This window comes from Chondrinema litorale (assembly GCF_026250525.1).
Taxonomy (GTDB): domain Bacteria; phylum Bacteroidota; class Bacteroidia; order Cytophagales; family Flammeovirgaceae; genus Chondrinema; species Chondrinema litorale.
On sequence record NZ_CP111054.1, the window covers coordinates 82,453 to 95,752 of the forward strand.

14 protein-coding genes are annotated in these 13,300 nt (G+C 34.2%); 9 read left to right on the forward strand and 5 right to left on the reverse strand.

Annotation, left to right across the window (positions count from 1 at the left end; translation table 11 throughout):
* Positions 1-49 precede the first annotated feature (49 nt).
* The 3 genes from OQ292_RS33350 (at position 50) to OQ292_RS33360 (ending at position 2,885) form a co-directional block, all read left to right on the forward strand.
* Positions 50-724 (forward strand): YiaD family glycine zipper/OmpA-like lipoprotein, encoded by a 675-nt coding sequence (locus tag OQ292_RS33350; protein WP_284688610.1) that lies wholly within the window; start codon positions 50-52, stop codon positions 722-724.
* A gap of 116 nt (positions 725-840) precedes the next feature.
* Positions 841-1,896, forward strand: coding sequence for a helix-turn-helix domain-containing protein (locus tag OQ292_RS33355; RefSeq protein ID WP_284688611.1), 1,056 nt, complete (start codon positions 841-843; stop codon positions 1,894-1,896).
* Positions 1,897-1,910: 14 nt separating this feature from the next.
* Positions 1,911-2,885 (forward strand): mechanosensitive ion channel family protein, encoded by a 975-nt coding sequence (locus OQ292_RS33360; protein WP_284688612.1) that lies wholly within the window; start codon positions 1,911-1,913, stop codon positions 2,883-2,885.
* Positions 2,886-2,967: 82 nt separating this feature from the next.
* Here the strand turns inward: OQ292_RS33360 and OQ292_RS33365 are convergent, their stop codons facing one another.
* The 5 genes from OQ292_RS33365 to OQ292_RS33385 are packed head-to-tail and all read right to left on the reverse strand — an operon-like array spanning position 2,968 to position 6,838.
* Entirely contained in the window at positions 2,968-4,221 is a 1,254-nt protein-coding gene (locus OQ292_RS33365; protein WP_284688613.1) for a sensor histidine kinase, read from the reverse strand.
* A gap of 3 nt (positions 4,222-4,224) precedes the next feature.
* Positions 4,225-5,226: a SpoIIE family protein phosphatase gene (locus OQ292_RS33370; RefSeq protein WP_284688614.1), complete on the reverse strand. Its 1,002-nt coding sequence runs from the start codon at positions 5,224-5,226 to the stop codon at positions 4,225-4,227.
* A complete protein-coding gene (locus tag OQ292_RS33375) occupies positions 5,214-5,618 on the reverse strand; it encodes an anti-sigma regulatory factor (protein ID WP_284688615.1) in 405 nt (134 codons plus the stop codon). Before OQ292_RS33375 ends, OQ292_RS33370 begins: the two co-directional genes overlap by 13 nt.
* A complete protein-coding gene (locus OQ292_RS33380) occupies positions 5,599-5,988 on the reverse strand; it encodes an STAS domain-containing protein (protein WP_348970700.1) in 390 nt (129 codons plus the stop codon). Before OQ292_RS33380 ends, OQ292_RS33375 begins: the two co-directional genes overlap by 20 nt.
* The gene (locus tag OQ292_RS33385) at positions 5,930-6,838 is read right to left on the reverse strand and encodes an STAS domain-containing protein (RefSeq protein WP_284688617.1); all 909 of its coding nucleotides are present in this window, start codon (positions 6,836-6,838) and stop codon (positions 5,930-5,932) included. The genes OQ292_RS33380 and OQ292_RS33385 overlap by 59 nt, the downstream gene beginning before the upstream one ends.
* A 373-nt stretch (positions 6,839-7,211) precedes the next feature.
* On the opposite strand from OQ292_RS33385, the gene OQ292_RS33390 reads away from it, so the two are divergent.
* From OQ292_RS33390 to OQ292_RS33415, 6 genes are all read left to right on the forward strand, one after another.
* Entirely contained in the window at positions 7,212-8,222 is a 1,011-nt protein-coding gene (locus OQ292_RS33390; RefSeq protein WP_284688618.1) for a sensor histidine kinase, read from the forward strand.
* A gap of 2 nt (positions 8,223-8,224) precedes the next feature.
* Complete coding sequence (locus tag OQ292_RS33395; RefSeq protein WP_284688619.1) at positions 8,225-8,989, forward strand: LytR/AlgR family response regulator transcription factor; 765 nt, start codon at positions 8,225-8,227, stop codon at positions 8,987-8,989.
* A 127-nt stretch (positions 8,990-9,116) separates the two neighbouring features.
* A complete protein-coding gene (locus OQ292_RS33400; protein ID WP_284688620.1) occupies positions 9,117-9,548 on the forward strand; it encodes a DUF2147 domain-containing protein in 432 nt (143 codons plus the stop codon).
* A 57-nt stretch (positions 9,549-9,605) separates the two neighbouring features.
* Entirely contained in the window at positions 9,606-10,931 is a 1,326-nt protein-coding gene (locus tag OQ292_RS33405) for a TolC family protein (RefSeq protein ID WP_284688621.1), read from the forward strand.
* A 4-nt stretch (positions 10,932-10,935) separates the two neighbouring features.
* Complete coding sequence (locus tag OQ292_RS33410) at positions 10,936-12,030, forward strand: efflux RND transporter periplasmic adaptor subunit (protein WP_284688622.1); 1,095 nt, start codon at positions 10,936-10,938, stop codon at positions 12,028-12,030.
* Positions 12,027-13,298, forward strand: coding sequence for an ABC transporter permease (locus tag OQ292_RS33415; protein ID WP_284688623.1), 1,272 nt, complete (start codon positions 12,027-12,029; stop codon positions 13,296-13,298). Before OQ292_RS33410 ends, OQ292_RS33415 begins: the two co-directional genes overlap by 4 nt.
* Positions 13,299-13,300 lie beyond the last annotated feature (2 nt).

Consider the following 13,300-nt stretch of genomic DNA (forward strand, 5'->3'; position numbering starts at 1 on the left):
ATAATCCTTAAAATATCAACAATCAACATAACTCAAAAACCAAATAACCATGAAACTTTCAAAAAAATACATAGGCGCATTATTAATATCAGGGATGGTATTTAGTACAAGTTGTAATAGTTGGAATAACACCGCTAAAGGTGGTGCAATCGGTGCTGGTAGTGGAGCTGCCCTAGGTGGCATTATCGGTAAAAAATCTGGAAACACAGCAGAGGGAGCAATTTTAGGAGCAGCTATTGGAGGTGTAACAGGTGCAGCTATTGGTCGCTATATGGACAAGCAAAAAGAAGACATAGAAAAAGATCTAGGTAATTCTGCAGATGTACAAAGAGTAGGTGAAGGTATTCTAGTAACTTTTGAATCGGGTATACTTTTCGGTTTCGATTCTGACGATTTAAACGCTGAAGTAAAACACGAACTAGATAACTTCTCAGAAACTCTTAGAGAATACTCAGAAACTGATCTTGTAATACAAGGATACACTGATAGTGTAGGTTCTGAAGATTATAACCTAGACTTATCTAAAGAAAGAGCGCAATCTGTACAAAACTACTTAAGTGGCTTAGGTATCGAAACTGGTAGAATGATGGTAGAAGGATTAGGTGAAAGTAACCCAGTAGCTTCTAACGATACGCCAGAAGGTAGAGAGAAAAACAGAAGAGTAGAGATTGCAATATTTGCTAACGACGAACTTAAGCAAAAAGCAGAAACTGGTGAGATATAAGACTCACATTTACAAAAAGAATATCCAAAGCCTTAACATATAAATAAATCAAATAATTTAATGAAAACTAAACAGGATGCAGGTTTTGTATCCTGTTTAATTTAAATCCTGAAACAATGGAAATCACATTAAATACCCAAACTAACGAAGCAATTCTTGAAAATCTGAAGAATAGCAATGTAATCGAAGATTACAAAAAGGATTGTAAAGAAATGACATTAAAAGTTTCTAAAAAGCTGGGTAAAGGAGAGGTTTATTTCCTTGAATTTCAGGAAGGTATCTCCTTATATATTTATACAGTACAGCTTAAGGAACAGGTAATACTTAAATATTTACCCAATAAGTATCAGCCAATTAGATTTTTTTATTGCTTAAAAGGTAGCTCAGCTCACTCAATTCAGTCTGAAGATATACAATATCGACTAGCAGATTTTGAAGGCTCCATTTCTGCTTGTAGTCATACTTGTGAGCAAAAGCTTAAATTTCCGGCAAACGAAAGCATAGAACTTTGCATGTTAGAAATTAATAGAGAAAAATACCTAAGCAAAATAGCTTGTGATCTTGAGAAGGTACCACAGCGATTAAAAAATGCATTGATTGATACCAAAGGTGAAAAATCTTTTTTCTATCAGAGCGATTACAGTTACCATATTAGTAATTGTATAAATGAAATAAGAGATAGTAGCTACGACGGTTTAGTTCGTTCAGCTTTTCTTGAGTCTAAAATACATGAGATATTTTTTCTTCAAGTAAAGCAATATTACGACGATCTTATTTCGTCTGGCAACAATGCGATTATTAGAGAAAACGACTTAAAGAAAATACATCTGGCCAAAGAAATTATTCATTCTGACCTTAAAAATGCACCAACAATTAAAGATCTTGCTAAAAAGGTTGGAACGAATGAATTTAAGCTTAAAAAGGCATTTAAAGAAGTTTTTAACTCAACTATATACAATTACATAAGAGATAAAAGACTTGAAAAAGCCAGATTACTACTTATTGAAAACTCAATGAGTATTGGAGAAGTATCAGAAGCGATTGGATATAAAAACTCAGGCCACTTCTCTAAAAGATTTAAAGAAAAATATGGTATGCTGCCTAAAAAGTATCATACCAATTTTAGAAATGACATAGAAAAACAGGAGCCGAAAACATTAGCAGACGTTTAAAATAATTTTAATTTATGAATTCTATAGATATAGCATCTTTTGTATCAATAATATCAGACAAACTAGAAGGCTGGATAGAAACAATTATAGCAATGGCGCCAAACTTTTTATTGGCGGTTGTTGTAATTGTTCTATTTGGGTTTATTTCTAAGTTTGTTAAAAAACAAACTCTTAAACTATTATCTAGAACCCATTTGGGTTATTCACTAATCTCACTAGTTGCACAAGTAATTTCTATTATAGTAATTTGTGTAGGTGTATTTGTAGCGCTAGGTATTCTAGAATTAGATAAAACTGTAACATCATTACTTGCTGGTGCTGGTATTATTGGTTTGGCGCTAGGTTTTGCATTCCAAGATTTAACAGCCAACTTTTTATCAGGTATTTTTATCGCAATACAAAGACCTATTAGTATTGGAGATGTAGTTGAAACCAATGGTTTTTTTGGTAAAGTTAAGTCTATCAACATAAGATCGGTAATTATAGATAACTTCGGTGGCCAAGAAATTGAAATACCAAGTAAAGATATTTTCCAAAATCCAATAATGAACTACAGCAAAACTGGCGAAAGAAGAATGCAGTTGAACTGTGGTGTAGAATACGATCAAGATTTGCAAGTAGCTCAAGATGTGGCTCATGAAGCAATTAGCAGCCTTCCATTTTTACAAGAGGGCAAAGCAGTAGAAGTTCACTTCGATGGATTCGGCGACAGTAGCATTAACTTTAAAATTTGGTACTGGATAAACCAAGATCAAGCAGGACCTCCATATGCGGGTAGCGAAGCTATTAAAGCACTTAAAAAAGCTTTTGATAATGCAGGTATCGGTATTCCATTCCCTATTAGAACTTTGGAATTAAAAGATAGAAAAGAAATTCTTGAACCATTTTATAAGAAAGAGCCTGCGCTACAAAATGGCAACAGCAATACAAATGGTAGTGACCACCATGTTAGTGGCAAACACAGCAATGGTAACAGCCATGATAGCTAATAAAAAAGCTGGTCAAATTACTTGACCAGCTTTTTTTTAACAACATCCAAAGACCTGAACATTGTTAATATATATAATGGTTTTATCTTGAAACAGGAATCGAAAAATAGAAAGTGGTCCACTGCCCTACCTCGGAGTCGAGCCAAATTTTACCACGGTTTCTTTCGATAATCTTTCTTACAAGTGGCAAGCCTAAACCAGTACCACTTTCACTGTTAGATTTTATACCAAGTGTTTTATAAGGAGTAAATATTACATTGAAATATTTAGAAGGAATACCCGGACCATTATCTTTTACAGACATAATGATCTTATCACCTTCGTCATTCAGATTTGCATCGAAACAGATTTTAATAACCTCTTTGTCATTGTATTTAATGGCATTGGTTATCAAATTTTGAAAAACTTGTTTAATTGCCACTCTATCAAAAGTTATTACAGGTAAGTTGATAACATCAATTTGCACTGGCTTAGGTTTAGAAACGTATTCCAGAATTTCTGTTACCAGACTGTTAAGGTCTACTTCTTCAGAGTGGTCTTTATGCCCAGAAGCTGTCGCATAATGAAGATACTCATTAATAATATTCTTCATTTTTTCTGCTGATGTTACAGTTATATCAAAAATTTCTGCTACATCTGGTGGAAGAGACTCTCTGTATAATGTAGTAATCATTTCTGCAGACATCATAATCGCATTTAAAGGCGATTTTAAGTCGTGAGAAACTACATGAGCAAAGTTTTTAAGCTCGTCGTTTTTTTCCTTAATCCGTTTAAAAGCCATCTCCAACTCATCTTTCGCTTTTTGTAAAGACCTTTCCTTTTCTTTAATGGTATTATAAGCTTTTATGAGTTGGTAATTATCTCTTTTGATCTCTTGTAATGGCGATTGCTGTATAGACTTTTTTATTTGATGCTGCCAAATAGAAATAATATCTCTATCAATTTTTACTGCATCTTTAGGAAGCACTTTATAAACAAGCACATTAATTTCGTGCTTGTTCGTTTTGTGCTCAAAAACAATCTGATCTGTCAAAGATCGAAATTTATCCAAGTCTAAAGCATTTAGGGCTTCATCGACAGATTTGACGTTAGATTTGTAATCTAAATTAAATTCTGAAACGAAATTCTGTACATTATTTTCATCTTTTAAGTACACGTTTACAGAACCATTCAATTTTAATGAAAGCGCCCTCCTACTAATTTCTGAAATAACAGTTGTATATTTTGTTGCAGACTGGTTGTCTTGACCTGCCTTAATAGAAAACTGCTTTATAGTATTTATTATAAAAAATAAATCTTCAGGGTATTTTAGTTCTATAGAGGTTATGTACAGCATAAATTAATGTTTGTAGACGGCAATAGACCTGTCGTCATTTCTCAGAGCATATTTAGAATAAAGTGCCGATGCAATAACAATTGGTACTGGAGTTTTTAATAAATGATCCAGATTGATAGACTTTAAGCCATCGCTGTAGCTAATTATTACATCACCCTTATTTATAGGTTCTGAGAAGGCCTGTAACCTACTTATTTTATGCCCTACAATTCCTGGTTTTGAAATTAACCCCTTAGATTTTGCATGAATAGATAGTAGCCTAGTACTTATATTGCCTATTCCCATGTATTCTACCTTATCCTGATATATATCCATAATAAATAGAGCAGCTCCTCTGGTTTTTGCAAGCTCCTCATGTATTTTCACAAAAAGATCATGTAAACCTAACTCAGAATAATTATTTAATGTTTCTATAGCTAGCGAAGATGGCTTACTAGCCTCTAAACCGTGTCCTAATCCATCTGAAACTAAAATGCGATTGAAGCCCTCTTTTTCATTGTAAATAGAAGCCACAGCATCTCCACAATATGTCTCTCCGCTTTTGGGTGTAACCACCCAATCAGGATTGCGCAAAGTGGGCTGTTCGCTATTGCAGTATTTATGTACTACAATGGCATTACCAAATTGAGGATCTGAAAAAAACATGACATTATCTGACAAACGCTGTATTGTTCCTATACCTGTTCCGAGCGAATTTCCTGTTGAAAAGCCGTCAACTGCGGCCATTGTGAAATCTATGTGCGGTCCATTATCAACGCTAATAATCTCTACCCCCCAATTATCCTCGTGTTTTAATAACCTAATTAAAATCTCTTTTCTACCTTTTGCGTATTTTATCAGATTTGTTCCGAGTTCAGAAATTATAATAAAACAATCTGAAATAAATTTCTCTTCAAAAGGATATCCCTCTGTATTTACCTCGAAGCTTTTTCTTATAAAATGCAAAAAAGAAGCATCTTTAACACTAAAAGATAAATGTTTATTCAATATATCTACTTTCTCCATACAATCATTCTAACCCTTGTGCCTACAGAAAGTTTGGAATCTATATGAAAAACATGTACAAGCGACCTTGCTCCAGGTAAACCGAGCCCCAAAGATCCACTAGTTGAAAACCCTTTCTTCATCGCAGCATCCACATCATCTATGCCCTTTCCGTTGTCTTCGCATATTATTTCTATGCCTTTATTAATATCAGAAAGGATTCTAATAGTTATTCTACCACTACCAGCATATTTTAAAACATTTCTGGCTACTTCACTGGTAGCTGTAAGAAGTTTAACCTTAAAAATCTCCGGTAAACCAATTTCACCAGCATATTCTCTAATTAAACCCCTTATATTTAATAAATCTTTCTCCTCGCTTATTTTTAATGTTTTACTCTTGAGAACTTCCATCCTGATCAGTCTCTCGATTGAACTTTTCATTAAAAAATTGAATAGCTTTTTCTAGTGACAATGTTGTTTTAACGTTTGGCATCTCTAAACCCAGTTCAACCAGTGTAATTGCTACAGCTGGTTGCATACCCGACACCACTGTTTCTGCACCCATTACCAAAGATATAGATGCAATATTATTTATTATTTTACCCATAAAGGAGTCTACGATACTTAATGATGAAATATCTAAAATTACTCCTCTAAAACTATGTCTTTGCAAAAGGTTTGCAATATCATCTTGCAGTTGCAAACCTTGGCTGTCATAAATATCAGTCTGTATTGAGATTAACAATAGATTTCCTATCTTCAGCACTGGTATTTTTTCCATACTCTAAAATATTTTTCTTTGTTTTTCTTCCAATAATTTCCAGAGCAGTTTTTATTGCCTCAGACATAGAGCCTTTAGTTATTGTTTGTCCTAAATCAATATCCAGGTTAATAATCGTTTGTGCAATATTTGGACTTATACCACTTATAATGCAAGTTGCGCCCATTAATTTAGCTGCCGCTGCTGTTTTCAAAATATGTTGAGCTGTTACAGTATCGAGAGTAGAAACTCCAGAGATATCAATAATTGCTACATCAAAACCAGTATCGTTAATAGCATTTAGCAGGGTATCCATTATTTGCTGCGCGCGAACACTATCTATAGTACCAATTATCGGCACACCCAAAATACCATCCCAAATATTAATAATAGGTGTTGATGCTTCTAATAACTCTTGTCTCTGCCTTTTAATAATTTCTTCGCGGTCAGCTACAAAAGTATCAAAAATGATCGTACCCAACTCATCAATTATTTTGCTAAGTATCTTTATTTCTTTAACCAGAACTGAAGCATCGTTTTCGTATTCTTCTAGTAAAAGATTAAATAATATATTTTTAAGACTAAATATGTATAACGCACTCTCTTTAGCAGAAAAACCCAATGCTGTGTTTTTTTGGGCAATTTCTACCACCATCTTTTTTAATGGAATAAACTCAGGAGAATGTACATCAAAAGTATTTGGCGTTAAAACATCAGAAAGCTCTGTTAAAAAATTCTTTATTTCATTATATAATTCAGGTTCATCTGATATTTGAAAGTTGTAAATATTGCTTCTTTTAAGAACATTTAACCACTCATCTAAAATCTTCTGTTCATCCCTTTTAATTAAATCAACTGTTGCGCTTTTCATAGAATTAATTTTCCCTAAATCTCTAAATAAATATTGAAATTTAAAATTTTTGTACTAATTGTGATATTTTTTATACCTCATGTGACATAAAGCATAATAATCTTCTCTTTAAAAAAACACCCCATATACATTAATTAATACTTCTAAAAAAGAGAGTTAATCCATTATATAATTCTGTTTTTAACTAAAAAAAAGTTTAATATTCTAAATAATACTTACAATCGCAATATCCTCAAAGATATAACAATATTCACATTTGTTTAAATTTTATATCCATTCGTCCAAATTTTTGAATGTTTATAAAAGGTAATATCATTTCTTACTATTTTGTTTCTTTACTTCGTAAAGACTATTGCTAAAATGGCTCTTTAAAATGACAAATCAAGAATTATCCTCACCAACTTTAAGGCAACAAAGCTTGGCAGTAAAAGCACTACCTTTTATAATTTGTTTTTTATTGCCAGCACTCAACATCTTAAACAACAGAACAGAAAGCCTTGACTTTAACACCTTAAAAATAACTCCTAGGTGGTTATTTGTATCCTGTTTCTTACTGTTTCTTTGGTTTTTGAATGAAAAATTATCAGAAAAGTTTAATTACTTTGTCATTGTAATAGCTAATGCCATTAGTATTGCTTTACTAATAGCTTGTGAACACTATATTTTTCCAGATTTTATAAGCCTCTCCTATTATGTTTCTTACTGGAACATAGTCTTAAAATTGGGTGTAGCTTCGGCACTTTTTTTAACCATACAGTATACCATTAAGTCTAGTAGCTCTGTGGAAAGATTAAAAGGTGAAAACTACATGCTTAAGTCCGAAAATTACAAAGCACAACTAGAGCAATTAAAAAAACAGGTAAACCCTCACTTTTTATTTAACTCTCTTAGCACGCTACGCACCATGATAAGAGCAAATAGCCCAAACTCAGAAGATTTTGTACTCAACCTATCTGATGTTTACAGACAAATTCTACAAACCCGAAAATCTAACACGGTTAGTTTAAAAGAAGAAATACTGTTTTTAAATGCTTATTTGTATCTGATAAAAGTGCGACACGAAGATGCATTAATTACCGAGATGGATATTAAAGAGGAGGCACTTTCTTACGATATACCTGTTTTTGCTTTGCAACTACTAGTAGAGAATTGTATTAAGCACAATATCGTGTCAGAATCGAAACCTTTACATATTAAAATATTTCAGCAAGACGATACCTCTATTTCTGTAAGCAATAATTTTCAGCCCAAAAAGCGCAAATCAGAATCTATGGGAGTTGGCTTGAGTAATCTGCAAAAAAGATATGAACTTATTGGCATTAACAAGGGTATAGAAATAAAACAAGAAAATGGTAATTACACGGTTACGCTTAAACTATTTTGATTATGAATGTACTCATTGTAGAAGATGAGAAAAAAACGGCTGAACTATTAAAAGAGCTTATTGAAGACCAGCCCGACTATTTAGTAGTAAATATTTGCGATAGTGTTGAAAGTACTGTTGCTTACCTCAAAAAGCACCAACAAAAATTAGATCTCATCTTTCTAGATATTCAACTGGCAGATAGTGAAAGCTTCGAAATATTCGATTCCGTTGAAGTAACTACCCCAGTTATTTTTTGCACAGCTTTCGACGAATATGTAATGCAGGCTTTTAAAAGCAATGGCGTAGATTATATCTTAAAACCCTTTAAAGAATCTGACATATTACAAGCCTTAGGCAAAATAGAAAAGCTGAGAAACTCTTTAACTAAAGGCACACTGCCGCCAGAGCAATACAAGCAGTTTGGAAATGAGAAAAAAGAATTTCAGAAATCGTTTATTGTGAGATACAGAGAAGTGATGTTTCCTATTTCTGTGGATGATATTGCCTTTATTTTACTAGAAAACGAGATTGTACATATCTTTAATTTTAAAGGAGAAAAGTTTGCCATCTTTAAAAAGCTAGATGAGATAGAAAACGCTGTAGACAACAAACAATTTTTTAGAATTAACCGGCAGATGATTGTTAACCGCAATGCGATTAAAGAGATTGTTCCTTATTTTAATAGAAAAGTAATTGTACAATTAAAGATTAACATTCCAAAAAAAGCCATAGTAAGCCGCTTAAAAGTTACTCCATTTATCTCTTGGATAGAAAAACCCGAATAAGCCCATGACACCTCACCACAACATATGTACATTTCACTAATACATTTGTTCAACTCATCTTTATATAGGTTTCCCATCCATTTACTTCCCTGCACCTTTGTATCGTAAGTAACAAAACGATACAACCATGTTAAGAATACCCTTATACATTTTAATATTATTCGCAAATTTGGATATAGTTTCCTTACAACCAAGTGCCGATACTATTATCGGTACCTGGTTAAACGATGAGAAATCTGCCAACATAGAAATCTACAAAGAAGACGATAAATACTTCGGCAAAATAGTATGGCTCAAAGAACCCAAAACACCAGAGGGCAAAACCAAAACCGATGTAAACAATCCAGACCGCGATTTAAGAGAAAGACCTATAGTTGGCCTTACCATTATTTACGACCTAGAGTACGACGATGGAGAATGGGTTGATGGAACAGTTTACAGTGCCAAACAAGGCAGAACCGCAAACTGTGAGATCACGATAAAACCTGATGGTAATTTGTTAGAAATTACGGCTTCCAAATTTGGCTTTTCCAGAACCAAAATCTGGACAAGAATATAATTCTCTACCCCTTTTACTTTGATACAGCTAATAAACAATAGCATAAAATACAAACCCATGAAGTTCAGCGCAATATATTATGGTTTGTTGATTTTACAGGGAGTGCTATCTTCGCTTTATGCGCAAGATAGTCTCTCCACTGTAAGGTTACAATCGGTTTCCACAGCCATAGACTTCGCTCTTGAAAACAATCCTGATTTAAACATCTATCTGCTACAGCAAGAAAAAGCTACTTCAGAATTTAAAACTTCTAAAAACTACATGTTGCCAGAAGTTTCGGCTAGTGCAAGCAGACAGATCAATATAAATCTACCCACTACCATTTTACCAGGCGAAATATTTGGGCAACCGGGAGAAACAGTAGCAGCACAATTCGGGCAGAAATACACTTTTAATGCAGGTGTAACAGCCACTAAAAGTATTTTAGACTGGCAAGCCAAAACACAGAAAAAGATTGCAGAGGTAAATAAAGAGTTAGCCACTTTGCAGACAGGTGCATTTGAGCAAAAATTAAAGGAGCAAGTCGCTCTTTATTACTACACTGCCATCATTACCAAAAAGGCATTAAACATCAATAAAAGCGATTTACATGTAGCAGATAGCATTTTGCTTTTAACCAGTCAAAAATTTGAGAAGGGTTTGGTTGATCAGTTTGCGGTAAACCAAGCGGAGATTAATGCCAACAACATCGAGCAGAATATTAATACTAATAAAATATTACTGGCACAGAGCGTAAACCAACTCCAAATAATTATGGGGCTTAAATCTGCCGAGCAATTGGTGTTTGAAGAAGAGGTGGAAACCAAAATAAAAGACTGGAAATATCAATCTGAACTTGGCTACGATAAAAACTTGAGTGTTTACGAGTATCAATTCAAGAGTTCTGAATTGAATTTGAAACTCCAAAAAACAGCCAAATTACCCAAGTTCAACACCACTTTTTACTGGGGACAACAACAGTTTAGAGATGATTTTGCCATAGAGTTCGACAGTGGTTCGTGGACAGACTACAGCTATCTGTTTCTAAGCATTAATGTGCCTGTTTTTACAGGATTTAGGAATAAGAATAAAATTAAAACTGCACAAATAGAGTCTGAAATTGCGCGTACCAACTTTTTAAATGAACAGATAAAAACAGAAGCCAAAGACGAGCTGCTCTTAAACGAATACAGATTTAGTGTAGACAATATGCAGGCTGTGTACGAGAATTTTATGCTCAGCAGCCAGAATAAAGATTTATCATTCGAACAGTACGAACAAGGAATTATTAGCCTTGACCAATATTTCAAAACATTTGAAGACTACCTAAAAGCCGAAAGTGCCTACTTAAATGCACTCTCAAATACATACAGCTATTATGCTACTCTATTATCTAGAAATTAATAAGATGAAAGCAAAAAAACTCTATACAATACTGCTAATTGCAACTTACTGCCTTTTACTGGTAAGTTGCTCTAACAAGCAAACTACCATGCCAGTCGAAAAAGATGTGATTGATGCAGTTTTTGCCAGTGGCCACATCACTACGTCAGACGAATATATTGTAACTGCCAATACAGAGGGTTACATTACCAAAGCTTATGTAAAAGAAGGCGATAGCGTAAAGATAGATAAACCGCTTTTTACTCTTTCTAATGATGTGCAGTCTGCGCAACTCGAAAATGCCATTGCCAATTACAATGAAGCATTGAGTAAAGCAAATGAAGATTCGCCACAAATAAGGCAATTGCAAATTCAAATCGAACAAGCAAAAAATCAACTTGAACTTGATAAGAAGAATTATGAAAGATATGCCAGTTTGGTAAAGAGCAATGCTGTTTCGCAAGTGGAATTCGACAAGATAAAATTACAATTCGAAGCTTCTCAAAACAACCTAGAAGTACAAGAAAAATCACTGGCAGACTTAAAGAGCAACTTAAACTTAAACTTGGATAATGCGGCTACTCAGCTCAAAATCCAACAAGAAAATAATAGCGATTACATCCTTTCATCAAGCATCAACGGAAAGGTGCTCGACATTAACAAAAGCCAAGGCGAATTAGCAAAAAGAGGAGAAGCCATTGCCAGAATTGGAGGTGGAGATATTGTGATAAAGTTATTTGTAGCGGAAGAAGACATCAACTACATCATAGAAGGGCAAAAGGCGGTAATCTCGCTTAATACCGAAAAGGAGAAATTATATGATGCTGTGATTAGCAAAGTGTATCCCTCTTTCGATAAGCAAGAACAATCTTTTATTGTAGAAGCTACTTTTAGTGGCACCACACCAAAAGTTTACGATGGCACACAGTTACAAGCCAACATTATTATTGGTGAAAAACAAGGTGTGGTTATCATTCCCAGTGAGTATCTGCAAAAGGGAGACAGTGTGATGCTGGAAGACAAAAACAAAAAAGTAGCGGTAAAAACAGGAATCAAAAATGATGATTGGGTTGAGATTATCGCCGGAGTAAATCCTTCTGACAAAATTGCTGTAAAATGAAATTCAAAATACACAGGTATATACCGTTCCAGAAAACCAACCATAAGATTGCCATTACACACCTCACATCTAATGTAAAACAGGTGATTGTTGCCATGCTGAGTGTAACTTTTGGCATCTCGATGTATGTGTTTATGAATGGTTTTATGAAGGGTGTAAATGACACACAAACTGGTCTTGCATTTAGCACGCTGTCTCATGTGAGAATCTATAACGATTTACCAGAAGACAACTCTAATTTATTAAGCCGCTATGTAAATAATGATGTAGCGGTAAACATTAGAAATCCGAAAGTGATACAATACACTGAGGGCATTAAGAACTCCAAAAAAATTATCAACCAGCTTAAAAACTATTCTGAAATTGATGCGGTAACGCCACAAGTAAACATCAATGTGTTTTTTAGAAATGGTTCTATTAAGGTAAATGGCATGCTTTCGGGAATTGATGTGGAAAATGAAGATTTACTTTTCCAAACATCAGATTATATGGTAGATGGTGACTGGCATGAACTAAACCATAGAAACGATGGAATAATTCTGGGGCAAGGACTCGCCAAAAAACTCAGCCTAAAAGTGAATGATAACATTATTGTTTCCACGGCTGATGGTGCTACTAGAAACTATAAAATTATAGGAATTTTAGCCACTACCCTAGCCAGTGTAGATAACTCAAAAGCCTATATAAAAATCGGCACAGCCAGACAGATTCTATCTAAAAACATGGGCTATGTTACCGATATTCAGATCAACATTAAAGATTTTAATACGGCTACCAAAGTAGCAGAAGAGATTAACCCCATTACCAATTACAAAGTTGAACCTTGGCAAGAAGCCAACGGACAATTAGATGCGGCAAATGCTTTGAGAAACATTATTGCGGTAGCTGTTTCTTTAACGATTTTGCTAGTAGCAGGCTTCGGGATTTACAACATCATGAACATGTCTGTAAATGAAAAAATCAGGGAAATTGCCATACTCAAAGCTATGGGTTTTGATGGCAAAGACATAGTTGAAATATTTCTGGAACAATCCATCATTATCGGGATTTTAGGCGGCCTAGTCGGAATGGTTTTCGGCTACATCATCTCATCAATCGTAGATAATATTCCTTTTAAAATAGCCACCTTAGACTCATTGCCAATGGAATTCCAAACGGTGGATTATGTAATGGCATTCGTCTTTGGGGTAATCACCACATTCGTAGCTGGTTACTTGCCAGCAAGAAAAGCATCTCAAGTAGACCCTGTAGAAATTATAAGAGGTTAATT

Bases quoted from the DNA above. Each gene is read 5' to 3' on its own strand.
- OQ292_RS33385 (WP_284688617.1), bottom strand. From the start codon at position 6,838: ATGAAAAGCGCAACAGTTGATTTAATTAAAAGGGATGAACAGAAGATT.
- OQ292_RS33375 (WP_284688615.1), bottom strand. From the start codon at position 5,618: ATGGAAGTTCTCAAGAGTAAAACATTAAAAATAAGCGAGGAGAAAGAT.
- OQ292_RS33395 (WP_284688619.1), top strand. From the start codon at position 8,225: ATGAATGTACTCATTGTAGAAGATGAGAAAAAAACGGCTGAACTATTA.
- OQ292_RS33410 (WP_284688622.1), top strand. From the start codon at position 10,936: ATGAAAGCAAAAAAACTCTATACAATACTGCTAATTGCAACTTACTGC.
- OQ292_RS33350 (WP_284688610.1), top strand. From the start codon at position 50: ATGAAACTTTCAAAAAAATACATAGGCGCATTATTAATATCAGGGATG.
- OQ292_RS33390 (WP_284688618.1), top strand. From the start codon at position 7,212: ATGACAAATCAAGAATTATCCTCACCAACTTTAAGGCAACAAAGCTTG.
- OQ292_RS33355 (WP_284688611.1), top strand. From the start codon at position 841: ATGGAAATCACATTAAATACCCAAACTAACGAAGCAATTCTTGAAAAT.
- OQ292_RS33415 (WP_284688623.1), top strand. From the start codon at position 12,027: ATGAAATTCAAAATACACAGGTATATACCGTTCCAGAAAACCAACCAT.
- OQ292_RS33360 (WP_284688612.1), top strand. From the start codon at position 1,911: ATGAATTCTATAGATATAGCATCTTTTGTATCAATAATATCAGACAAA.
- OQ292_RS33370 (WP_284688614.1), bottom strand. From the start codon at position 5,226: ATGGAGAAAGTAGATATATTGAATAAACATTTATCTTTTAGTGTTAAA.
- OQ292_RS33380 (WP_348970700.1), bottom strand. From the start codon at position 5,988: ATGGAAAAAATACCAGTGCTGAAGATAGGAAATCTATTGTTAATCTCA.
- OQ292_RS33365 (WP_284688613.1), bottom strand. From the start codon at position 4,221: ATGCTGTACATAACCTCTATAGAACTAAAATACCCTGAAGATTTATTT.
- OQ292_RS33405 (WP_284688621.1), top strand. From the start codon at position 9,606: ATGAAGTTCAGCGCAATATATTATGGTTTGTTGATTTTACAGGGAGTG.
- OQ292_RS33400 (WP_284688620.1), top strand. From the start codon at position 9,117: ATGTTAAGAATACCCTTATACATTTTAATATTATTCGCAAATTTGGAT.